The organism is Bacillus sp. B1-b2, from assembly GCF_009183415.1.
Lineage (GTDB): Bacteria > Bacillota > Bacilli > Bacillales > Cytobacillaceae > Niallia.
Genome location: NZ_WEHU01000014.1, coordinates 82072 through 104432, shown reverse-complemented (window position 1 = coordinate 104432; position 22361 = coordinate 82072). Strand labels below are relative to the sequence as shown.

Annotated in this window: 25 protein-coding genes and 1 riboswitch; of the genes, 4 read left to right on the top strand and 21 right to left on the bottom strand. The window is 33.7% G+C overall.

Annotation, left to right across the window (positions count from 1 at the left end):
* Positions 1-573 precede the first annotated feature (573 nt).
* The 13 genes from F9279_RS14745 to F9279_RS14690 all read right to left on the bottom strand — a co-directional run bounded on the left by F9279_RS14745 (position 574) and on the right by F9279_RS14690 (position 11930).
* The gene (locus F9279_RS14745) at positions 574-1779 is read right to left on the bottom strand and encodes a M20 family metallopeptidase (protein ID WP_152114332.1); all 1206 of its coding nucleotides are present in this window, start codon (positions 1777-1779) and stop codon (positions 574-576) included.
* Positions 1780-1791: 12 nt separating this feature from the next.
* Positions 1792-2649, bottom strand: a complete 858-nt coding sequence (locus F9279_RS14740) for a MetQ/NlpA family ABC transporter substrate-binding protein (protein WP_152114330.1) — start codon at positions 2647-2649, stop codon at positions 1792-1794.
* A 24-nt stretch (positions 2650-2673) separates the two neighbouring features.
* Positions 2674-3336, bottom strand: a complete 663-nt coding sequence (locus F9279_RS14735; protein WP_152114328.1) for a methionine ABC transporter permease — start codon at positions 3334-3336, stop codon at positions 2674-2676.
* Complete coding sequence (locus tag F9279_RS14730; protein WP_152114326.1) at positions 3333-4352, bottom strand: methionine ABC transporter ATP-binding protein; 1020 nt, start codon at positions 4350-4352, stop codon at positions 3333-3335. Before F9279_RS14730 ends, F9279_RS14735 begins: the two co-directional genes overlap by 4 nt.
* 100 nt (positions 4353-4452) lie before the next feature.
* Positions 4453-4566, bottom strand: a riboswitch (SAM riboswitch).
* A 335-nt stretch (positions 4567-4901) separates the two neighbouring features.
* Entirely contained in the window at positions 4902-5204 is a 303-nt protein-coding gene (locus tag F9279_RS14725) for a hypothetical protein (protein WP_152114324.1), read from the bottom strand.
* Positions 5205-6094: 890 nt separating this feature from the next.
* Entirely contained in the window at positions 6095-7294 is a 1200-nt protein-coding gene (locus F9279_RS14720) for a hypothetical protein (RefSeq protein ID WP_152114322.1), read from the bottom strand.
* Between the two features lie 14 nt (positions 7295-7308).
* The gene (locus F9279_RS14715; protein WP_152114320.1) at positions 7309-8139 is read right to left on the bottom strand and encodes a hypothetical protein; all 831 of its coding nucleotides are present in this window, start codon (positions 8137-8139) and stop codon (positions 7309-7311) included.
* On the bottom strand, positions 8136-8825 hold the full coding sequence (locus F9279_RS14710; RefSeq protein ID WP_152114318.1) for an ABC transporter ATP-binding protein: 690 nt from the start codon (positions 8823-8825) through the stop codon (positions 8136-8138). Before F9279_RS14710 ends, F9279_RS14715 begins: the two co-directional genes overlap by 4 nt.
* A gap of 12 nt (positions 8826-8837) precedes the next feature.
* Positions 8838-9209 (bottom strand): GntR family transcriptional regulator, encoded by a 372-nt coding sequence (locus F9279_RS14705; RefSeq protein ID WP_152114315.1) that lies wholly within the window; start codon positions 9207-9209, stop codon positions 8838-8840.
* A gap of 251 nt (positions 9210-9460) precedes the next feature.
* Positions 9461-9961, bottom strand: a complete 501-nt coding sequence (locus F9279_RS14700; RefSeq protein ID WP_152114313.1) for a GNAT family N-acetyltransferase — start codon at positions 9959-9961, stop codon at positions 9461-9463.
* Positions 9962-9969: 8 nt separating this feature from the next.
* Positions 9970-10335 (bottom strand): glutathione S-transferase C-terminal domain-containing protein, encoded by a 366-nt coding sequence (locus F9279_RS26080; RefSeq protein WP_319020769.1) that lies wholly within the window; start codon positions 10333-10335, stop codon positions 9970-9972.
* 12 nt (positions 10336-10347) lie between these two features.
* Positions 10348-11004 carry a hypothetical protein gene (locus tag F9279_RS26075; RefSeq protein WP_319020767.1) on the bottom strand — a complete coding sequence of 219 codons (657 nt, stop codon included), beginning with the start codon at positions 11002-11004 and terminating at the stop codon, positions 10348-10350.
* A gap of 530 nt (positions 11005-11534) precedes the next feature.
* Positions 11535-11930: a VOC family protein gene (locus F9279_RS14690; RefSeq protein ID WP_152114311.1), complete on the bottom strand. Its 396-nt coding sequence runs from the start codon at positions 11928-11930 to the stop codon at positions 11535-11537.
* Positions 11931-12204: 274 nt separating this feature from the next.
* Between F9279_RS14690 and F9279_RS14685 the strand changes: the two genes are divergently transcribed.
* Complete coding sequence (locus F9279_RS14685) at positions 12205-13176, top strand: bile acid:sodium symporter family protein (RefSeq protein ID WP_152114309.1); 972 nt, start codon at positions 12205-12207, stop codon at positions 13174-13176.
* Between the two features lie 101 nt (positions 13177-13277).
* On the opposite strand, the gene F9279_RS14680 is transcribed toward F9279_RS14685, so the two are convergent.
* The 5 genes from F9279_RS14680 to F9279_RS14660 form a co-directional block, all read right to left on the bottom strand.
* Positions 13278-13676 carry a hypothetical protein gene (locus tag F9279_RS14680; RefSeq protein WP_152114307.1) on the bottom strand — a complete coding sequence of 133 codons (399 nt, stop codon included), beginning with the start codon at positions 13674-13676 and terminating at the stop codon, positions 13278-13280.
* 368 nt (positions 13677-14044) lie between these two features.
* Complete coding sequence (locus F9279_RS14675) at positions 14045-15949, bottom strand: ABC transporter permease (protein WP_152114306.1); 1905 nt, start codon at positions 15947-15949, stop codon at positions 14045-14047.
* A complete protein-coding gene (locus F9279_RS14670) occupies positions 15924-16688 on the bottom strand; it encodes an ABC transporter ATP-binding protein (RefSeq protein ID WP_152114304.1) in 765 nt (254 codons plus the stop codon). Before F9279_RS14670 ends, F9279_RS14675 begins: the two co-directional genes overlap by 26 nt.
* Positions 16689-16771: 83 nt before the next feature.
* Positions 16772-17773 (bottom strand): sensor histidine kinase, encoded by a 1002-nt coding sequence (locus tag F9279_RS14665; protein ID WP_152114302.1) that lies wholly within the window; start codon positions 17771-17773, stop codon positions 16772-16774.
* Positions 17770-18474: a response regulator transcription factor gene (locus tag F9279_RS14660; RefSeq protein ID WP_152114300.1), complete on the bottom strand. Its 705-nt coding sequence runs from the start codon at positions 18472-18474 to the stop codon at positions 17770-17772. Before F9279_RS14660 ends, F9279_RS14665 begins: the two co-directional genes overlap by 4 nt.
* 214 nt (positions 18475-18688) lie before the next feature.
* Here F9279_RS14660 and F9279_RS14655 point away from each other — a divergent pair, with 214 nt between their 5' ends.
* Positions 18689-18937 (top strand): DUF2642 domain-containing protein, encoded by a 249-nt coding sequence (locus tag F9279_RS14655; protein ID WP_152114298.1) that lies wholly within the window; start codon positions 18689-18691, stop codon positions 18935-18937.
* 60 nt (positions 18938-18997) lie between these two features.
* Positions 18998-19219: a DUF2642 domain-containing protein gene (locus tag F9279_RS14650; protein ID WP_152114296.1), complete on the top strand. Its 222-nt coding sequence runs from the start codon at positions 18998-19000 to the stop codon at positions 19217-19219.
* Between the two features lie 200 nt (positions 19220-19419).
* On the opposite strand, the gene F9279_RS14645 is transcribed toward F9279_RS14650, so the two are convergent.
* The 3 genes from F9279_RS14645 to F9279_RS14635 all read right to left on the bottom strand — a co-directional run bounded on the left by F9279_RS14645 (position 19420) and on the right by F9279_RS14635 (position 21693).
* Positions 19420-19755 carry a hypothetical protein gene (locus F9279_RS14645; RefSeq protein WP_152114294.1) on the bottom strand — a complete coding sequence of 112 codons (336 nt, stop codon included), beginning with the start codon at positions 19753-19755 and terminating at the stop codon, positions 19420-19422.
* Positions 19756-19985: 230 nt separating this feature from the next.
* Positions 19986-20678 carry a DUF2089 family protein gene (locus F9279_RS14640; RefSeq protein WP_152114292.1) on the bottom strand — a complete coding sequence of 231 codons (693 nt, stop codon included), beginning with the start codon at positions 20676-20678 and terminating at the stop codon, positions 19986-19988.
* A gap of 16 nt (positions 20679-20694) precedes the next feature.
* The gene (locus F9279_RS14635) at positions 20695-21693 is read right to left on the bottom strand and encodes a helix-turn-helix transcriptional regulator (RefSeq protein ID WP_152114290.1); all 999 of its coding nucleotides are present in this window, start codon (positions 21691-21693) and stop codon (positions 20695-20697) included.
* 413 nt (positions 21694-22106) lie between these two features.
* On the opposite strand from F9279_RS14635, the gene F9279_RS25230 reads away from it, so the two are divergent.
* Positions 22107-22283 carry a hypothetical protein gene (locus tag F9279_RS25230; protein ID WP_193224587.1) on the top strand — a complete coding sequence of 59 codons (177 nt, stop codon included), beginning with the start codon at positions 22107-22109 and terminating at the stop codon, positions 22281-22283.
* Positions 22284-22361 lie beyond the last annotated feature (78 nt).

Below are 22361 nucleotides of genomic sequence, written 5' to 3'. Positions count from 1 at the left end.
TTTTTCAATCTTTTTCAATATAACACAACTAAAATTTGTAACAAATGGTAAGAAATATCTAATTTCTATTCATTTCTACTAGTTCAATAGAAGTATGTATATCAAGACTAACCTCTAGATGTTTAACATACATTTAAATGTAAATACCGATACAGCTACAATATAAATTTCCACAAACACTCTGATTTGTGAATAAATACCATATACCTATACCCCCTATTCTCTCTTTTAAACCTTTTAAAATACCAAAATAGTTAATAATATGATTTGACTTCGTATCTTACGATAAGCAAATGGATACTTTAAAAAATGTTAATTCCTGTTTTGTTTTTTCCAAAAGTATACCTTAGATTTTATCGGGATGAACTTTGCTTGTTATGTTCTTGGAAATGAAAACAAATCTGGAGAAATTATGCAGAATATAAGAGGAATTTCTGCCGATGCTCAAGTTTGATATGAATTAATAGAAATGAAGTCATCATAATACAAAGAATAAGGAGTTCTGCAATTGGAATAAATATTTCCAAAAAAAATAAGAGCTGCCATTCAATATTGCAGCTCCCATTAAACTTCTTATCTATTATTTTTTGCTTTCTTCTCGACATCAAAGGCTTTATTTATTTTGTGTAATAATAATGAATCTGATAATAAACGATATCCTACAGCTGCAATTGCTTTTGCACCATTGATAATTGCTTGGTTCCCAACTTCTGACTGTGCTGCTTCTCTAAATTCATTTGTATGGGCAATTAAATCATCTGGACCAATTTTAATATGTCCATGAGCAGTTGGAACTTCATAGCTGATATTACCAGCATCTGTTGAACCTTTTCCTGTTGATTTCTCTACGAAAACATCTTCTCCAATTGCTTGAAGTTCTTCTTTAAGGACATTATCTAATACTGGGTTAATAACAAAGTCTTTTACTTCATTTTGAAATCTCTCTACTTTTACCGTGCTTCCAGTTGCAAGTGCAGCACCCTCAGCAATAGATCGAACCTTTGTGGAAACTTCTTCTGTTTTTTTCCATGAGCTTGCTCGGATATAAAAACGTGCAGATGCATATTCTGGAATGATATTTGGTGCATCTCCACCATGTGTAATAATTCCGTGTATTCTCACATCAGAAGGAAGTTGTTGTCTTAAGGTACTAATTCCAACAAACAATTGAATAACCGCATCCAATGCATTAATTCCTTTTTCTGGCGAACCTGCTGCATGAGCAGCTTTTCCATAGAAATGAAAATCTAGTGGATCTACTGCAAGTGTTTCACTTGTTAATGATGTTTTTCCAGAAGGGTGAAGCATTAAAGCCACATCCACATCTTTTAAGTAACCATGCTTTACAAAGCTACCTTTTGCACTTCCATTCGGTCCACCTTCTTCTGCAGGAGTCCCTAATACAACTACACGACCACCAGTTTGTGGTAAAGCTTCTGCTAATGCAATCCCTGCAGCTACACTTGTTGTGCCTATAATGTTATGTCCACAAGCATGCCCTAATCCTGGTAATGCATCATATTCTGCAAGAAAAGCAATGGTTGGTCCAGAGATTCCACTATCCTTTACGGCATAGAAGGATGTCTCATGACCTGCAACAGCTTTATCTACTTTAAAACCCTCACTTTCCAATAGATTTACAAGGGTTTTGCTTGCAAAAAACTCTTGGTTTCCAATCTCCGGTTTAGCATGTATTGCCTGACTTGTTTGTATATAAACTTCTTTTTTATTTTCAATCGATAATTGAATGCTATCTAGTAAATTGGTCACTTCGCTCATTCCTTTCTCCTCCTATAACTCTTTAAATTGTTTTACTAAATCTTCCTTCGGTTTATCTACTACAATAGAACCCCCATTAGTATCTGCTTCTACAGCTTTAATGACATCTTCTTCATGATAAAGTTCTACGATGCGTTGATATGTTTTATTATCTGTATCCTCTGATCTTGCTGCAAATACATTTATATATGGTAAAACACTCTCGTCATTGGCATCTTCAAGATAGATTGGATCTTTTACTGGATCAAATCCTGCTTGACCTGCTACTCCATTATTAATTACAGATGCTGCCACATCAGGAAGCACACGTGGAGTTTGCTGTGCAACTACAGGGTATATTTCTAAGTCTTTTGGATTCTCTACTATTTTAGTAGGATCACCGAATAGTCCGAAATCATCTGCTAATGTAATAAGTCCTGCAGATTCAAGAAGCTTTAATGCACGAGCTTGGTTTGATGGATCATCTGGAATTGCAATTTTATCGCCTTTCTTTAGTTCACTAACATCTTTAACTTTTTCGGAATAAATCCCCATTGGAGCAATAATTGTGGAGCCAATTGGTTCTAAATCTGCGTTATTTTCATTAGCAAATTGACTTAGAAAAGCAATATGTTGAAAAGAATTAAGATCAATTTCTTTGTTTGCAAGTGCTTGGTTAGGAAGCGTATAATCGGAGAATTCTACTAGTTCAATTTCAATTCCCTCTTTTTTTGCTTTTTCTTTCAATAATGGCCATACCTCTCCATCTGTTCCAGTAACACCAATTTTGACTTTAACTACTTCCTCATCTCCTGAAGCCGATTTATTCCCACATGCTGCTAGTGCCCATACTGCAAGTAGTACTACAAATAATTTCGCTATTTTTTTCATGTTGTTTCCCCTTTTCTTTATTAATTATCTACGCATAATTTTTCTTGATAATGTATTGCCTAACCATTGTGCTAATTGAACAAGTAATATTAAGATAATGACTGTCACTAACATGACACTTCCATCAAATCTCTGATATCCGTAAGTCATAGCAACATGCCCTAGACCTCCGCCACCAACTGTACCTGCCATTGCAGAGAAATCAATTAAACTAATCGTTACAAAAGTTAAACCTAGAATAAGTGGACCTAAAGCTTCTGGTATTAATACAGTAAAGATGATTTGGAGCGGACTTGCCCCCATTGCTTTAGCTGCTTCAATAACCCCTGGGTCTATGCTTATAAGATTATTCTCAACTACCCTAGCAATCCCGAAAGATGCTGCAATTGTCATGGGAAATATTGCAGCCCAAATTCCGATCGTTGTTCCTACAATAGATCTTGTTAAAGGGCTAATTGCTACAAGAAAAATAATAAAAGGGATAGGTCGAATAATATTGATTAATAAGTTCAATAGTTGGAAAGCTATCTTATTCTCCAGGATGTTTCCTTTTCTTGTTACAAATAAAAGTAATCCTATCAAAATACCAAGAATTGAGCCCAAAACTAAAGTCATGATAACCATTAAAATGGTTTCTCCCGTTGATTCTATAATTCTCGGCCAAAATGTGGTCCAATCGACTTTCATTCAAAAATCACCTCCTCAATAGAAACTTCTCTTTCTAATTCGAGGATTACCTGTTGAATGTCTGCCTTTTCTCCTTCAAAAGAGACAAGTAAATTCCCAAAAAATTTCTCTTGTAGTTCTTGTACAGATCCATACACAATATTGATATCTACATTATTTTTTCTAGAGACTTGTGAAAGCAATGGTCTATTTGCTAGTTCTCCTTTAAAAATAACCCGATAAAGATCTTCTCCTCCACTTTGTTTCCATTGATGAAGCAATATATCAGAAGGGCGATCTTGCTGTACAGATTGAATAAATCTTTTCGTAGTAGGATGTTGTGGATTTGTAAATGTTTCAAAAACATTTCCTGATTCAATTACTTCTCCGTTTTCCATTACTGCGACCTTATCACAGATGGTTTGAATGACATTCATTTCATGGGTGATTAGTAAAATGGTGATACCAAAGTCTTTATTTACCTTTTTCAACAGTCTAAGTATTTCACCTGTCGTATCTGGATCTAGTGCAGAAGTTGCTTCATCACAAATTAGAATATCTGGAGAATTGGCTAGAGCTCTTGCTATACCTACTCGTTGTTTTTGCCCACCTGAGAGTTGTTCTGGATAATCATTTGCTTTATCCGTTAATCCAACAAATTGTAATAGCTCCTCTACTCTCTTGTTTATCTCTGCTTTTGGCTTGCCTTCTAATTTCAATGGATAGGCTATATTGCCCGCTACCGTTCTAGAAGTGAATAAATTAAAATTTTGAAAGATCATCCCGATTCTTCTTCTAAGCTTTCGAACTTCCTTTGCACTAAATTTCGATAAATCTTCTCCTTGAATTTTTATTGAACCATTTGATGGGGTTTCTAGTAAATTTACTAGTCTTAATAATGTACTCTTCCCTGCACCACTGAAACCAATGATTCCAAAGATTTCTCCTTTCTTAATGGTTAAAGATACATTTTTTACAGCTTCCACTTTTCTTTTGCCTAAAGTAAATGTTTTAGCTATTTGACTAAATTCAATCAAAGCATTCACTTCCCTTTTTATGTATTTACAATAACAAAAAGCCCTCTTTCTTTTCTCAATACAGAAGAAAAAAAAGAGGGCTTTAATTTAAAGTTCCTCGATCTTATCTTCCAAATGTTCAAAAATAAACATTTGCAGGAGTTGGCACGGTATTTGTAAAAATCCGTTGCCGAAACGTCATAGGGCCTGATCCCTCGGTTTCTCTGGATAAGAGTTAAGAATTATGAAGTTATTATTTGAATTGTTATCAATATAAAACTAATTCAACTGAATGTCAACACATTTTTTCGTTAAAAACAAGAATTTTTCTCCCATTATATTTTCCAATAAAACACATATTAATAGTATATCAGAATAGTTATTTAACTGTTTTCTAAGCGTCATTTTCTTAAGTATATACTAACTAAATGATGCTAACCTCTTATTACTTAAAAGACACTTCCATTCATTGCTTTCCCCTTTCATAAATCCACTTCACAGATATATTTCTATAATTATATTTTATAAAAAAAACGAGAACCATATTGCAAATTCTAAGGATATATTTTTTTATTGATACTGCATAAATAAAGCATATTTAATGGTGGCATCTGTCCTTTTATCAAATTCTCTAGAGCGAAAACCAAATGTAATATTCACTTTCACCTCATATGGAGATGTTATTTGCGCACTAGTTTCAATGGTGGTTCTAAAAAATTGGCCTTCTTGATCGGAAAAACCGTAATCTATTCCTCGAAGTGCACAGCTTGCTTGATATACCCTATAAGGATATGTACGATATGTTCGTGTGATTGTTCTCCCTTTTTCCAACGCTTCTGGAAAACGAACGGAATCTTCAATAATATTTAACATCCATATCACCTCAAATTATGCATATTAGTGAGGTAATTATTATATGTGTGAATTTTCCTTTATTCTTTTATAAAAGTTTCTTAAAGATATACATAGGTATACGTGACTTTCCTATATCATGAAACACTGTTGATATTACAATACTAGATTTAAAGCTTTCATCTAAATAGATACCCTTTTTTCTGATCATATGCCTCTACAAGAAGATTGGTTAATTGTTGTACCCTAATCTTGTGATCAATCTCTTATAACGATCAATAGAGAATGTTACTGTTTTATTAAGAATAACAGCAATACGTACGACAAAGAACGGGTGGTTTTCTCTGCGGTATAAAATTTGTTTATTACTGAGGGCTACACAATAGTTAACCAATTACGCTGCTTCTATTGGCCAAGCCTAATAGCTTCTCTTGTGCTTATTTTTTTCGTACTTTATTACCCGCAAACGGATCGGTATGCTTCATCATCTAGTATTTCGCATATGGTAAAAGTGTCTACATCTTTCGGCCGGAAATTAGGAAAAGAATCCGATTAGATAGATAAAAATAGCCGGAGAAAATCCCCTTATTCGTTTACTGCCATGAAAAACATCCCCAATAGACGGAGAAATTCCGACTATTTCATTAAAACACATGAAACATGAGGATTTTTCCTTCCTTATCCGGAAATTCTCCGCTTATTATCCTGAAAATAAGAGTCTAGCTGCAATTAGCCGGAATTTCTCCGCTTATTTTGCTAATTAACACCTATTTGACGTGAACCAAGAATAGTTTTTGCACCATGAGGAAGTCACGCTGTAAGTTTATCTGAGGGCATAGCCTAAGGTTTTCTTTTCTAGAAGATAAAAAAAGTTGCTATTTCCTAGCAACTTTTTTAGCATCAAAATACAATTAATTATAGATATCAAAAACTAGAAGAGCTCCTTTCTCTTTATCCTCTATCTTTCCTTGAATGTCTATTTCTCCCTCATATAAAGACATACCTGTTTCTAGATTACCGATATACATTCGGTATTCTTTATTTCCTGGATAGATGGTATATATTTTGCCATCCATTAATTTTATAAACGGTTCATCTATCGTTTTCTTTTTATCTGATAGATCAAATACTATTGGATTCTTCCACTCTTCATTCACTAAGTCATATTGCTCTACTTCTAGTCTATCTTCCAATTGACTAGGAATATATAGGGTTGTATTCTTCACATAGGAATAATCTATATATGGATTCAGTTGCTTCGAAAGTTGAACAATTTGGGAAGTCCCTTTTTCCACATTGTAAACCATTAATTCTGAATTACTTCTTTCCGACTCTGTCGCTTCCCACTTAGCTTGATCATAGTCGCCAATAAAGTTGTCTATTTTTATTAAAACATTAGAGTCATTAACAAATGATTCACCTAGAATACTAAAATCTGACCAGTCTCCCTCTCCTTTATAGGGATGCGCAGAATATATTGTTTCATCATTTAATAACTGTTCATTTTCCATATCAACACTATAAATAAGTAGATGACTTGATCCATTATCATCATATTCACGCTTTATAATCTTAAGTTGATTTCCTACCATTTGCACTCTTTCAACATCAGACCAACCTTCAGACTCCTTTAAAGGAATATTAAATGATGTGCTATCATTTGTTTTCTTATTTAACACATCAATTTCAAAACTAGTTTCTTCGGAGAACCCTCCGTTGAGTTCTTTACTCTTCGTTTGCACATATACTAATTTATTCTCATCATTATAAATTCCATTGAAATTTCTTTTTCCACGCATAAAGCCTTTATACTCTTCTACTAACGCATTGTACTTTGAGTAATAACTAGACTCTGGTAAACTCTCGAAAAAGGAGCGATAGTTTAGATTGATCGTCTCTCCATTCGTGACATACATGGATGCCAAATAGTCATATCCTACTTGGTAATCTGTATTTATAACCAAATTATTTAGCTCTTCTTCGTTTCCACTAACTTTATTATGCTTTAATGAAATGTCCTCTTTAGCAGCTATATTTACTTGTATATAATATGCTCCCATAATGACAACAATAAGGAAACAAACAGAAATTATTTTCCAGTAGCGTTTCAAGCGAATCCCTCCTATTAAACTCTAATCTTATGCTTCAATAAGTAATTTCCTATCCAAATGGCTCCTGCTAAAATCATGACAGCGGCAATTACCTCTAAAATGAATAGCTCCAAAGGATAGAAGTAATCCACTACAATAAAAGCATTAAACAGCATAGGAATAAAGAAAATAAAGCAAGAAAGAGCTCCATAAAGTAATCCGTATAAAATCCCAATGAATCGGTAAGATCTTTCTAAGAGAATTGCAGTAAAAATAACACAAACTATTACAAGACCGCCACCATAAGTAAGAAGGAAGCCGAGAATAGATTTAGGTAATAAAATTCCTAGCTCATCATAATTAGAAATAGCCATCAAGGAGAATTCCGTAAGATATTCATCAGGTATCATCCACTTCAAAATTTGATCTCCAATCACTATTAATATTATTTGTAATGCAACTAGTCCTAATGTAAAAAGTAAGATAGTCGTCAATTTTGCTAAATATATATTCAGCCTGTTTGTCGGTACCATAAACAGACGATAACTGAACGTATTTTTACCAAACCAATCACGATACCATATAAAAAACACATAAAGAACTAAAGTCGCACCACACAGCATAATAGGAGCAATAAACCAAAAGTTATGATATATATTAATAAAGGACATTGTGCCATAACTATCTATAAAAGCAATTTTAGACATGCCTTCTGTAAAGATGGCATTATTTGCTTGATTCATATATTGCTTTGCCTTTCCTACAACAGCAATGATTTGTCCAATAATCGTGATTCCTATTAATACTAGGTAAAATATAAGAAAACGATTGAATTCAAAATTTACTAGTTTCAAATAACGGTTCATCCTTGATACACCTCTCTCATTACATCAATGACCGATTTCCCTTCTGTTTCCCTTACCTCTTCTGCATTGAATTCTTTTAATACAATTCCGTTGTCAATTAATACCACTTTATCAATTAAATGCTCAATATCATTAATTTCATGTGTGGTGATAATCACACCTCTGTCTTCAATTAAATGACTTGTAAAAACATTTGCTATTTGCTCTCTACTAAAGATATCAATTCCTGAAAAAGGCTCATCCATTAATATGTAATCTACATCTAACGCCAGCCCTAACAACAGATTCACTTTTGCTGTATTTCCTTTTGATAAATGTGAAATGCGATTGTCTTTATCTAATTTAAAAAACTGTAGTAATTCTTTCGCACGATCCTCATTCCAAGATACATAAAAATCAGACATAAATTGAAAGGCATCCTTGATTTTCATTTGAGGCATCATTGTTATGGTATCTGGTATATAGGTGATTTTTTCATACATAGAAGGGCTTATCTTCTGACCATCAATAAGGATTTCTCCACTATTTATAGGAGTTAAGGACATAATAGATTTCATGATAGTCGTTTTCCCTACTCCATTTATTCCAATCACACAGGTGATTTCTCCCTTGTTCGCTGTAAAAGAAACACCATTAAGCACTTTCTTTTTCCCAAATTTTTTGGTTACGTCTTTTACTTCAATCACTGCTATCCCCCCTTATTTCCCATCTTCTTCGTATATTTTCTTCACTAAATCTAATGTTTCAGATAACGGGATATTGATTGATTTTACGGAACTAACAAATGATTCTACTGCATCCATTATTAATTCTTCTCGCACCTTCTTGTATACTGAATCGTCTTTTGTAATGCAGCTTGGTGAGTTTCCATCTGTATAAATCAACCCTTGTTCCTCCATCTCTTTATACGCTCTTTGCGCTGTATTTGGATTAATTTTCAATTGTCCTGCCATTTCTCTCCTCGAAGGAATCTCTTGTCCAGGTTCAAAAAAACCTTTAGCAATCTGCTCCTTAAAATATTGGATTACTTGCACATAAACAGGATCCCGATTATTAAACTGAATAACCATACACCCAACTCCTATTGTATTCACTTAGTGTATTAATCACTTAATACACTTTGATTATAAAAAAAATCATTACCAATACTATGTATGAATCTCTTCATACAGTAAAAGTGTATCAAGCACTTCATACACTTTACACTCTGTATTATATGGTTAGTACACTTAAAAAGTCAATGAGGAAATGTATATTATTTACACATTTTCCAATCAACAAAAAGGAATAGGAAATAGTTCCTACTCCACTTTAATGAGAATTACAATGCCCGTCTATACGCCCTAACAATAATCCCATCATTAGCTGGCTCAAAATCATACTGTGGAAGTCGATTAAAACCAAGACTTTCATATAATCTAATTGCTCCAAGCATAAAGCTGCCAGTATGTAAGCCAATATATCCATATCCCTTAGTTTTGGCTCTTAAAAAACACTCATTAAGTAATGCAGTAGCAACCCCATGTCCTCTGGAACTTTTAGGTACTGCTAATAAACGGATTTCTGGATATTCTAATTCCTCAACCTTTCCCTCATAAGCATCAACTTTCGCTGGAAATAAGGCGATACTTCCTACAATGATTCCATCAAGCTCTGCCACCAATAACTCTACATGTGGCTGAATATCAGCATCTGATAAAATAGATTTCTGAAGAGCTTCCCAATGCTCCTTACTCACTGCATCTTCATGCTCTTCATAAGCTGATTTCCGCTGATTGCGAATAAATGATAATTCTTCCTTTTTCACATCTCTAATAATCATAAAAACACCTACCTTATTAAAAACTTTTCTGCTTTCTTACTTAGCACTTCACGATCAACCTTCGTATTCCAAATGCTTACATCAGGTCCTTTAGGCAAGATTTTTACTTCTTCTTTATCTGGATTAATCGTAATAGATTGGAAGTAATGCTGTTTAATAGCTTGAAAATCGGTTGTATCTCCAAACCCTGGTGTTTGGTATAACTCTCTCGCATATTCCCATAGATGAGGAAATTCACGAAGAAGATTACGATTCGCATTAAATGCTGCGAAATAAGCTGTATCGAATCTTGCAAGTGTTGTATATAATCGTACATCTGAATCGGTAATATAGTCACCTAGTAAAAAGCGGTTGGTGGAAAGTCTTTCTTCCAGCTCATCTAATGTTTAAAATAGAACAGAATAAGATTCTTCATAAGACTCTTGCGACTCGGCAAATCCACATTTATATACCCCATTATTGACATTATGGAATATCTTCTCATTTAATCTATCTATTTCATTCCGCAGTTCTTCCGGATATAAGTCTGGAGCATTTTCTTTATGAAACGGTGCCCAAGCTGTTTCGAAGTAGTTTGTTAGTTTAAAATAATCATTATTTACGACGACCCTTTCTTTTACATCAACCATGACTGGAACAGTTGGCCTGCCATCAAAGTTTGGATCTGTCTCTTTATAAATTTCACTAATATAGCGTATACCTAGTACAGAATCAACCTTACCCTCATCTAGTGAAAACTCCCAGTCTACCCGTCCCACTCTTGGTCGGAACGGACTAACTGTTCCTAAACTAATCGCTTCTTCTAATCCAAGAATTCTACGAACAATGACAGAACGATGTGCCCACGGGCAAGCAGGGCACCATAGAAGTCGATAACGCCCTGATTCAACAGGCAATTCTCCTTCTCCTGCACCAAAAGGCGTGGTGAATTGATTTACCTGTCTTTGAAAAGACCCATCTTTACTAATTTCTTCTGGTTTATTGTTTGATTTGTTGGTACTAATTTTTACTTCACAGCTTATTTGTTGATCATTGTTTGCCATCATGTAGCCTCTCTTCCATCATTAGTAATTCCTTTACTAGATATCTCAATTCCGAGATATAATAAGTATATATTCAAAAATTCAGAAAGAAAAGAATACTGATTACCAATTATATTTTATTCTTTCTTCCATTCTATATAATGGATAATAAATGATTTTGACTAAAAAAGGGTGAAAATAGTGGAAGGATTGGTTCGTTCTTTCAAGTGGCTTTTCAAAAAAGATAGCTGGACTATAAGTAGCTTTATTTCTTTTCTAATGATTTATTTTATACTCCTATTGTTACATGAATTTTTCTTCCATAATCATAAATTATTGTTTCTAGCTTGTATTCTATTTTCCTTAATTCCATTTAAAATCATAGAGGAACTTGTTGCACAATTGCTTCAGAACAAGAATAAAAAAATGACTATAGGATATGCCATACTTATTTTTGCAATAGCTACTGGTATCTCTACCTTCTATCTTTAAATTCATCTTTTAAAAATTAAAAGCAGTTAAGCTACATCAGCTCAACTGCTTTTAATGATTTATTTTGCATTTTCATCTGGCTGATGAATACCGAATACGTTTCCTTCTGTATCTTTATAATATCCTTGCCACGCCATACCAGGAAGAGCATGCTTTGGTAGTGCTATACTTCCTCCATGACTTAAAATTTTTGCCTCAGTGGCATCATAATCGCCTACTCCAAGCGTACATGCAAAGCCATTCATTGCTTGGTTTTCTTCTGGAGGGGATCCTTGTCGTTTTATTAATGCTCCATTTATTCCAGGATATTGGTCATCCCCTGTCACTGCGCCGAAATAAGGCATTCCTGCGTATTCGCTCCAATCTTGGAATGTCCAACCAAAAACCTCTCCATAGAATTCTTTCGCTCGCTCCATGTCTGATACATGAATTTCAAAATGTATTATTCTACTCATTATTGCCTCCTATATTCTTATTGTTTGTTCTTGTTTATGTAAGTTCTACTAAATGCAATTGGCTCCTCCTTCATTATGGGAAAATTACAGAATTTTATTCAAAAGGATTATTTTTTAATATTAATCACTATATTAATTCTTATTATCATCCTCTATTAATCTAAAAAACACTGTCAGATATTCTTTCAATTTACTTGCATTTATTATTTTGATTTGTTTTTATATATTGAAATTTCAGAATTAAAAGATATAATAACCTAAAAGGGGTGGTTAAATGAATATATTAGAGAAAATTAGTAAAGTAGCGGGGAATACCTTTGCGATCTGGGTCATTATATTTGCCATTTTGGCCTTTTTTATCCCAGGTGGGTTTACATGGATTGCTCCACATATTTCTTTACTATTAGGGATTATTATGTTTGGTATGGGACTTACCTTGTCTCTAGAAGATTTTAAAGCGGTTTTTCAAGCACCTAAAAGTGTGTTTATTGGAGTGTTAGGACAGTATACCATTATGCCTTTACTCGCATTTTTATTAGCAACTGTTTTCCAATTAGAACCAGAAGTGGCAGTAGGGGTTATATTAGTAGGCTGTTGTCCTGGGGGAACTGCTTCTAATGTGATGACATTTTTAGCAAAAGGAAATACAGCCTTGTCAGTTGCTGTTACATCTGTTTCGACCTTACTTGCTCCTATTTTAACACCAGCTTTAACTCTATTATTTGCTAGCAAGTGGTTACCTGTATCTGCGGGTTCATTAGTTCTATCCATTGTTCAAATAGTTCTTGTACCAATTATTCTTGGACTTATTGTTAAATTATTATTTAAAAAGCAAGTGGAAAAAAGTATATCTGTTTTACCACTTATCTCTGTTATAGGAATAGTAGCTGTTGCTGCAGCTGTTGTGTCTGTAAATGCAGCTAAAATAGCAGAAACAGGACTTTTAATTGTTTCTATAGTTATCTTACATAATGTGTTAGGATTACTTATTGGCTTTTTAGCGGCAAAAGCTTTACGATTAAATTTTGCTGATCAAAAAGCTATATCCATTGAGGTAGGAATGCAAAACTCTGGACTTGGAGCCGCTCTAGCTGTTGCTCACTTCTCTCCGCTTTCCGCTGTTCCTAGTGCCATTTTTAGTGTATGGCATAACATTTCAGGTCCCATTCTTGCAACATGGTGGGGGAAAAAAGCGGAAAAACATCAAAATGCTACTGAAATAAAAGATGATTCTGTGAAAGCATAAGAAAGTACTTTATTTGGAGATAGAAAAAGAACCCTTGTTGAATACTACTTAAACAAGGGTTCTCTATTAGAATAAACAAATATTACAAATCAGAAAATGTATTAAGAAGCTTCTGGGCTTTCTACATTAGCTTCAATATCTGCTTTTAATTTGTCTACTTCATCTTGAATATCAGTTGGAATATATTTCGTTTTGTTTAAATATGTTTTGCTTAAAGAATAATCAGGAACCGATTTAAAAGCATTTGCAATAAAATAGAAATTCACTTGAGCATCACTACCAAATCCTACTGTTTGATCCACAATAGTTTGATACTCTCCTTTTTTAAACAGTTCAATAAACTGTTTATCTTCTTCTGTTAATTTTTGCTCAGCATTTTCTTTACTCGCAGTAGTTTTCTCTTCTTGTTTTGCCGTATCCTCTTTTTTCTCGTCAGCTGAAGTACCACAGCCTGCAAGTAAGAACATCAACGCAACAACAAATAGTGAAAGATATTTCATCTAAAATCTCCCCTTGTCTTGGAATCAAGTATGATTACTATTCCTTAAAAAATATAAGTTTATGTATGTAGTCAATTATCTTTCGACTTAACTTTTTTCCTTACTCTTAAATCACTAAGATGCTTGACTGGATTATTTTAGCACACCACAATCATTATATCAATATATTGATAATAGTGTAAGTATTTGGAATTTTAACAATTATTAAATATAATAATATTATACTAGATACGGTTAATTTGAAGAAAAAAGACCTCAACACTACATATCGAGGTCATTCTATATAAAGTATTTTTAACTATATTTATTACTTTTAAATACTATTTCTTAGCTTTACGCAATAAAGCAGCAACATCTCATTTTCTTTATTAATTACCTTTGAAAACACTACTTAGCATCTGTTTCATGTAGAAATATCGGACAATAAAGAAATAGATGATCTGGATTATTGCGAAGCAACCTAATACTAAAGCGGATTCTTGTACTAAATTATAATCAAAGAAATGAGACAGTGCAGTAAGTGCGACAGCACCATGAATTAAAGCTACTACGATCGGTGAGAAAAATAGTAAAGCAATTTGCTGGTTGACTACTTTCTTTAATTCAGATTGAGTTAAGCCAATCTTAGCAATGGCTTGGAATTTTCGCTTTTCTTCATCTAAATCTGTAAACAGGCGGAAATAAAGGAAGCTACCTGCTGACACAAAGAATACAATTCCTATAAAAAGACCTATAAATAAAATAGGGCCATATGCTTTATTAATTTCATATATAGAGTAATCTAAAGTGAAAGCTTTATATCCTACTTGTTTCTCAATCTTTCTTCCTGCTTCAATAATTTGGTCTGTATGATGATCTTCAGCTTTCCAAACAATGGTAGTATCCTTTCTTATTGGTTCTTCCAATTGTTCATAGTTACTATCACTAATCACATAATAACCATTTAACTCTGTCATTACACTGGATTCTTTGACCAAACTTGGTTGAAGTTCTTCTCCGTTTTTCAGCTGGATGTTAGATTTCAATAAGGATTCACTTGCTTTTGATCCTTCCGTTAGCATTGCATTGCTTTGTTCCATTACTATTGCTTCCTTGTCACTTGGATGAAGCTCCTCTTCTCCTAATAGATTAGCAAAACGATTGTATTCAGATGCTTTTACTATTAAAATTCCATTTAATTCTGCAGAATTCTTATAATAATTAGTTTCCAATGATTCCATTGTTGCCTTTACATTCTGTTCTTTTAGAATGGTATTAATTTTCTCTGTATCTTCTTCTATTATGTCTTCTGTATCATCTAGAACTGGACTATAGGTAATAGTAAAGGGATTCATCTCTTTCACCCCTTTTGTAAGGTAAGACTGAAATCCATATAGTGTTCCAATCGCGCTAAAAGCGACGGTTGATATAATAGCTACCATAAAGAAAGATCGCGCATTATCCTTTAATCGAAAAGAAAGATCGGAAAACAATAGCATATTCGTTTTTTTCCAGAATACTGCCTTGTTCTTTTTTAATATACGAATGATATACACACTAAGTTGCGTAAATAGCAAATAGGTTCCAAGGGTCACCACTATTACAACAGGGACTAACGCATAAACAACAAGCAAACCCTTTACTACTAGTGCCGTAACATAACCAGCAATTAATAACAATGCTGCTAAAATAGACAAAATAACAGATGCTTTTGGTTCTCCTTTAGATTTCTTATCTCCTTTTATTAAGTCGATTAATTTATTGGTACGCAAAATAAAAGCAACAAAAAGCGAGATACAGAAAAAGAGTAAAACAAAGCTAACTAATGTCAAGACAATGGCAAGAGTAGGAAAGTAAAAATCAAGAGATTCACTAATGATTAATACGTTCTCTGCAATTAACAAGATTACTTTGGCAAATAATAATCCTACCAAAATCCCACCTATTGTTGCACCAAAACCAATCAAAATATTTTCTAGAAATACCATTAACCGAATTTGACCATTAGATGCTCCAAGACTCATCAGCAAACCAAATTCTTTTTTACGCGACTGTAAGAAAGAACTCATAGAGTAAAGGATAAAAAAGAAAGAGAATACATAGATAATTCCTCCAGAAACTCCCATCCCTATCATGGCTTGATTATTCACAGAACCATTTGAAAAAGCAGGATGAAAAGCAAAAATGGCAAATGTGAAGAATACCATTACTGTAAACATGCTACTTAGGAAGTAGGCGATATATAGTCTTTTATTACGTAAAACATTCTTAAACGCGAATTGACGAAAAGTCATGGCCCTCGCCTCCCATCAATGAAAGCATATCAATGATTTTCTGGAAGAAAGCCTGTCTACTTTCCCCACGATGAATCTCTGAGTGAAGCTTTCCATCACGAATAAAAACCACTCTATCTGAATAACTGGCAGCTTGTGGATCATGTGTTACCATCAATAAGCTTGTTTGCTCCTTCTCATTAATAGTTACAAGCATATTCATAACATCTTTTGCTGCTTTTGAATCTAAATTTCCTGTCGGCTCATCTGCTAAAAGCAATTTCGGTTCATGAATCATCGCTCTAGCGATAGCCACTCTTTGTGCTTGCCCTCCAGAGATTTCGTATGTTCTTTTTTTCATAATGGATTCAATTCCAAGACTTTTTGCTATAGTATGAGATTTTTGTTTCATTTCCTTAACAGAAGTACCTTCTAATGTAAGTGGCAACACGATATTCTCTTCTACTGTTAATGTGTGCAATAAATTAAAATCTTGAAAAATAAATCCTAGTTCATTCCTACGAAACTTTGCAAGTGCATTCTTATTCAGTTTATGAGGATTTGTACCATTTATAGCTATCTCCCCAGTAGTTGGAAAATCATTAGTTGAAATCATATTTAGTAGTGTTGTCTTTCCACTACCAGATGGTCCCATAATCGCGACAAATTCCCCTTTTTCAATCTCTAGATCTATATCTGTAAGAGCACGGTATGTTACTTTTCCATCATAAACCTTACTTACCTTTGATAGTTTTAGCATAATCCTTCTCCTCCCTTAACGCTTCTGTAACAAGTATAGCCCGAGCATCAGAAGTCATACTATCGATTATGCTTTCAGTTACCTTACACCGCTGTAAGGTTTTGTGTTTTGGAGAAAATAATGCGGACTGTTGTTCCTTTGTCAGGTGTTGAGTCTAGTTCTACGCGATGCTCTAACCTTTCTGCTACCTCTTTTACTAAATAAAGGCCCATCCCTGTTGACTCTCGGTATGTACGACCATTATCCCCTGTATAAAATTTATTAAATACTCGCTTTTGGTCTACTAGAGGGATGCCAACTCCAAAGTCTTTCACTTCTAATACAGCTTCTCCTGATTGTTCATAAAGAGAGAGAATAATTTGTTTAGAAATTCCCGTCGAATATTTCACCGCATTATGAATGATTTGTGTTAATAGGAAGAATATCCACTTTTCATCTGTTTCTACTCTTATTCCAGGCTTTTCTTCCTTTAATTGAGGATAGACTTCATGACGGATATAAAAACGCTTATTCTCTGTATTCACTTCATGAATTAACTTGGATAAAGTCACTTGTTTTATTAAAAAGTCTTCTGAGATAGTTCGCAGTCTAGCCATATAGAGAACGGTATTTAAGCCATTTTTCATTCGATCTGTTTCCTCTCGAATACTAGAAGAATCTGGTTCATCTAAGTTCTGAGCGGTTAGCTCAATAACAGATAATGGTGTTTTCATTTGATGAACCCAACGATCCATGAATAGTAAGTGCTCATCCTGCCTCTCTTCTGCTTTTTGTATAGCTTCCAGATATAAGCGGTACTGACTTACTAATAACTGTTGAAGAGCTTCTGAAATGGGTGCAGAGCCAATTGTCTCTAATGATTCATCTATGGTTTTCATTGGTTCTAGTAATCGCAAATAAAATTCTTTCCTACTGAAATACCGGTATATCAGATAAATGGTTAACAATACAAAGGACATAAATATGGCATATAGACTTACCCCCATTCCTCTATATCCATCTAGCCAAAATAAGATAGGAGCAGCAATTGCTTGGAGAACTTGGATAAGAATAAGAAAGGCATGCTCACGAAGGAATAGTCTCATTCCTGCCCCTCATCCCAAGTAATACGCAACCGGTATCCAGCACCTCTAACTGTTTCCACTGCATCCTCGATTCCTAATTCCTGAAACTTCCTTCTTACTCGAGTGATATTTACATTCAATGTATTTTCGTCTACATACATTTGATCATCCCATAGCTTTTCCAACAAGTCCTGCCGCCCCGCTACACGTGGATACCGTTCTAATAAGCTTTCCATAATATCTGTTTCTTTCTTCGTCAATTGGGCCACTTTTTGTCCATATCGTAATTCAAACCGCTCTGGAAACAAACTTAAACCTGCTTGTGCTAGAACCCTTTCCTCATACTTTGCTGCATATTCTCCGTATGCCCTGCGTAGTTGACTTCGGATTTTTGCCATAACAATATCAGGATGAAAAGGCTTAGTAATAAAGTCATCTCCTCCATTTTCGATAGCCATGACTTGATCCATTTCCCCCGTTCTTGCAGAAATGAAAATTACTGGGCAAATAGATTCCTTGCGAATTTGCCTACACCAATAATAACCATCGTAGCTTGGGAGGTTAATATCTAATAAAACAAGACTAGGATTCTCCTGTAAGAATAAATCCATAATTTTATGAAAATCAGATGCAATGACTACATGATAGCCGTATTTTTCTATATATGAACCTAAATATTCCGCAATCTTTCTATCATCTTCTACAATCATTATTTTTTCCATATTATAACTCCTAACTCCAACCATCTTCTTTCATAAATGTACCATAATCATTCCATTCAAAACCATTTTTATGGGAATATACTCTATTCTAGATGAAATATTTTCTCACCTTTTTCCTCTCATGAAGAAAAATAGGCATATAACTAGGGGCAAATACCACACAAATTGAATATGGTAAAAATGTACTTATTTTAAATGATTGGGAGCAAAGAAAATGAACCAATTTTATACTCAACAAAGACAAATGGAACTTTCAGCAGCTCCAAAGCAAGTAATAGTTGCTGAACCATTTTTATATACTACTTTACAAGCATTAATTGGAAAACTTATTGTCGTGGAAACTTCAAGGGGAAATATTTCAGGAGTTATCCGTGATGTGAAAATGGATCATCTTGTCATCCAAGAAGCAGAATCAACCTTTTTCATACGCATGTGTAAAGTTATTTGGATTATGCCCGAATAAAAATAAAAGGAGAGAGAACCATGTATCGTCAAACTATGCAACCTATGCAATCCATGAACAATGATGCAACAACCTGAACAAGTATTGGTGGTAGAGCCATTCGTATTTCAAGCAGCAAGCTCCCTTATTGGAAAGAGAGCAGTTATTGAAACAACAAGAGGAAGAATTTCTGGTCAGATTATTGATGCTAAACCAGATCATGTAGCAGTTCAAGAACGTGAATCTACTTTTTATGTGCGTCTTTGTGAAGTTGTTTGGATTATGCCGGATAATGCTAAATAAGGATTTTAAGAGGAGGAGAAAGCTAGGATATAAAGCTTTCTCTTTTTATATTGATAGAGAGAACTTAACAAGTGATACTATTGGATATGTTTTCCTTGAATGTTTGAAAACAGTTTATTTAAAAATCATTCTACTGAATGGGATGGACATGATAGTTTTCCAATTTCCTGCAGATTAACAAGCCATTTTCCTATTAATTATCATCTAATTAAATCAAATCTCTCTCCACAATCAGGGCAAATTGCTTTGATAAACTTTGTGCTCCTACCTACAACCTCTAAAACTTTCTCCTTATTACATTCCGTGCAAAAATTATCAATCATTTCTCTTCTCTGTTGGGAGTATACATCAAGTACTTGAGCCATTTGATAATCATAGCGAGCCAATTCATCTGCCACAATTTTCAATAGATTAGATTCTTTTAAGTCATTACAACGTTTTAATTCTTGTGTAAATAATTCCATCTGTTTCATAAAACTAGGTAGATGTTCTTCAAGAAAACTATATTCATATTCTGTTTCAAGATAATTTGACATTTTTGTTTAAACCTCCGAATGTAATTGTCTTTTCTGCCACTATTCTATAATTATGTATCTGTCTACCTCTATCATTATATAGAATAGGGTATCCCATATTTGTCATACCTATAGAAGATAGTGTACCAAGAATGGGATACCCCCTTTGTATAAATCAGAATTTGGCTAAAAAAGCATTTTTTACATTGGATTATTTATTAGGTTCTTTATGACCCATATATCTATTAAGCTTACCAATTTTCAGGATGTAAATGGAAGTCAGGTTTAATAGATAAATAGCCTCGTTCATTACTACAAATACCTACCCAATCTAGTACTGCCGCAATGACAAATCCTGGACCAAAAGCTGTTTCTCCTATCTTTACTCCATGAACTTTTTGGGCAATATACCCTTCTACCGAATTTAATGGTAAATCTATTCCAAGTTTTGCCCCTGATCGAGCATTCCCTTTCAAAGCCTTCCCACCGTTATGAAGTACTACCTCTACTGCTGCATCAAATACTTCCCAGACTAATTGATTTGCTGGTGGAATCTTTGGTGAAATTAACCCTCTTCCATTAGAACTAAACCAAATATCACAATCATCTCCACGCAATAATTTAATGGTTGCTTTTCCACCACATTCATTTAGCTTTTCCTTTATTCTAGCAACTATCGGACTATCATTATCTTCAATCCTTGCAAGAATTAATGAGGTATTCAAATCTGCGAATACTACCTTATCACTTTCTTCTATCCCTAATTTTTGAAGTACCTCCGAGATTCTATTCTTAACAGCAGGGTAGAGCATTCCTTTTTCTCTTTGAATTTCCTTAAAGTCCCCGTAATGTCTTAGAAAGGTTATAATAAAATCGATATCTTCAGGAGGTAACTCCGTATATTTACTCAGACTATAGTCACTATTATTCACTATTCGCTTCATCTTACAGCACCTCTACCTATTGTTTATAGGAATCTACCATTTTTTTAATTTCCTGATTAATCTCCGTCACTAAAGATTGTGGCGAGACTACTTTCACATGACTACCCCAACCTAAAATCCATGCTTTTAATCCTGTACTTTGTTTAGCTTTTGCCTTTAAAATAAATGTATTATTCTCTCCCTTTCGGATATCTGCATCTATTCCAAATTTATCAATAACACCGTTTAAGACCATTTGATTTAATGTAAATTGCAAAGTGATCCATTGATCTTCCCCACCAAACATGTGGAAAGAGTTATGTACATAAGTGCTTATGTCTTGTCGTTTTTCTTTAAAGTCAATGCCTGTAATAATCACATTACGCATTCGATCAAGACGATAATTACGAGGATTATCCTCAGCACTCTTTTCCGTATCTTCTCCGATAAGATAATAAAAATCAGACTCCCAAATTAAAGCAATTGGTTTAATTTGATAGTATCTTGCTTGATGACGTAGTTGAAATTTCTTGTCAATATCAAAATCACCATATTGAAAAGAAATGATTTTACTTTCAGAAATAGCATCATGTATTTTATCAATATGTAGTTTAATTGTTGGATAGTCATGGTTAATAGATTGATGGTAGACTATTGGGTCTGGCAGCTTTTTAGCCATGTGTTGACTTGTTAGTTTTTTTAGATTCATAACGACATTCTTTTTTTCCTCTTCTGTAATAAAGCGCGCGGATAGAATAGGATCAATAAGTAGCCTTAATTGATAGTTTTCAAATAGTCTATCTTGGTGACTATAATAAATCTCTCCATACTTTTCAACATTTTCAATTATCTCGAATCCACTTGACTGCAATGTTTGAATATATCTTTTTACCGTTTTACTATCAGCCGTACAATCAGGAATTTCTAATTTTAATTTCTCTATTAATCCTTTTATGGATAATTGATTATGTTCATCTGTATCACGTAGGAATATTTCCTTTAACGCTAATAATCTTCTTCCAATTGCTTCACTCACTAACAGTTCACTCCTAAGATGAATTTCTTATAAAATCTCGACATTGTAGCAGTTCTGTATTTATATGTTTACTTTTAGTTAACTACTTTTTCTCCTTAACTGCCAAGTTCATCTATATTTTACATTTTTTATCAAAATACCGGTAAATTTTTCTAATAAAATATTAAAAGTACTTACTTAATGGAATAGCTTTTATCCTTTTAGCAATTATTAGAACAAAGGGAAATATTTGCATCACCCTTTTGTCTACGAAAAAAGCACATTTTCTTTATTACGAAGCATTTAAGACAATTCAAAAAATGAAGAGATAATAGCCCTAACTACCTTTTTTGAATATCGTAAATCTATTCCATTTACGCTTTTTGTATAATAGAAATATAGTAGGATTTTTTAACAGAAGGAGGAGAAGAAACGTGAATGAGACCAAATATACAACTGAATTAAAAAATGGGGAGTCCATCATTTATTTCACAAATATGCCAAGGGAAGTAATACCTCCAAATTATACACTTACTAATCAATATAGATTCAGAAGGTATTTTGAAGAGAGGGGTTATACATTTGAAATAAAGAAGCTATTAAAAAAGTAAAAAAATAGCTGACTCAAAAAGCAGCAAAATCACCTTTTTGAGTCAGCTAAATTAGAGGTAAAACGAATTTACTATTAA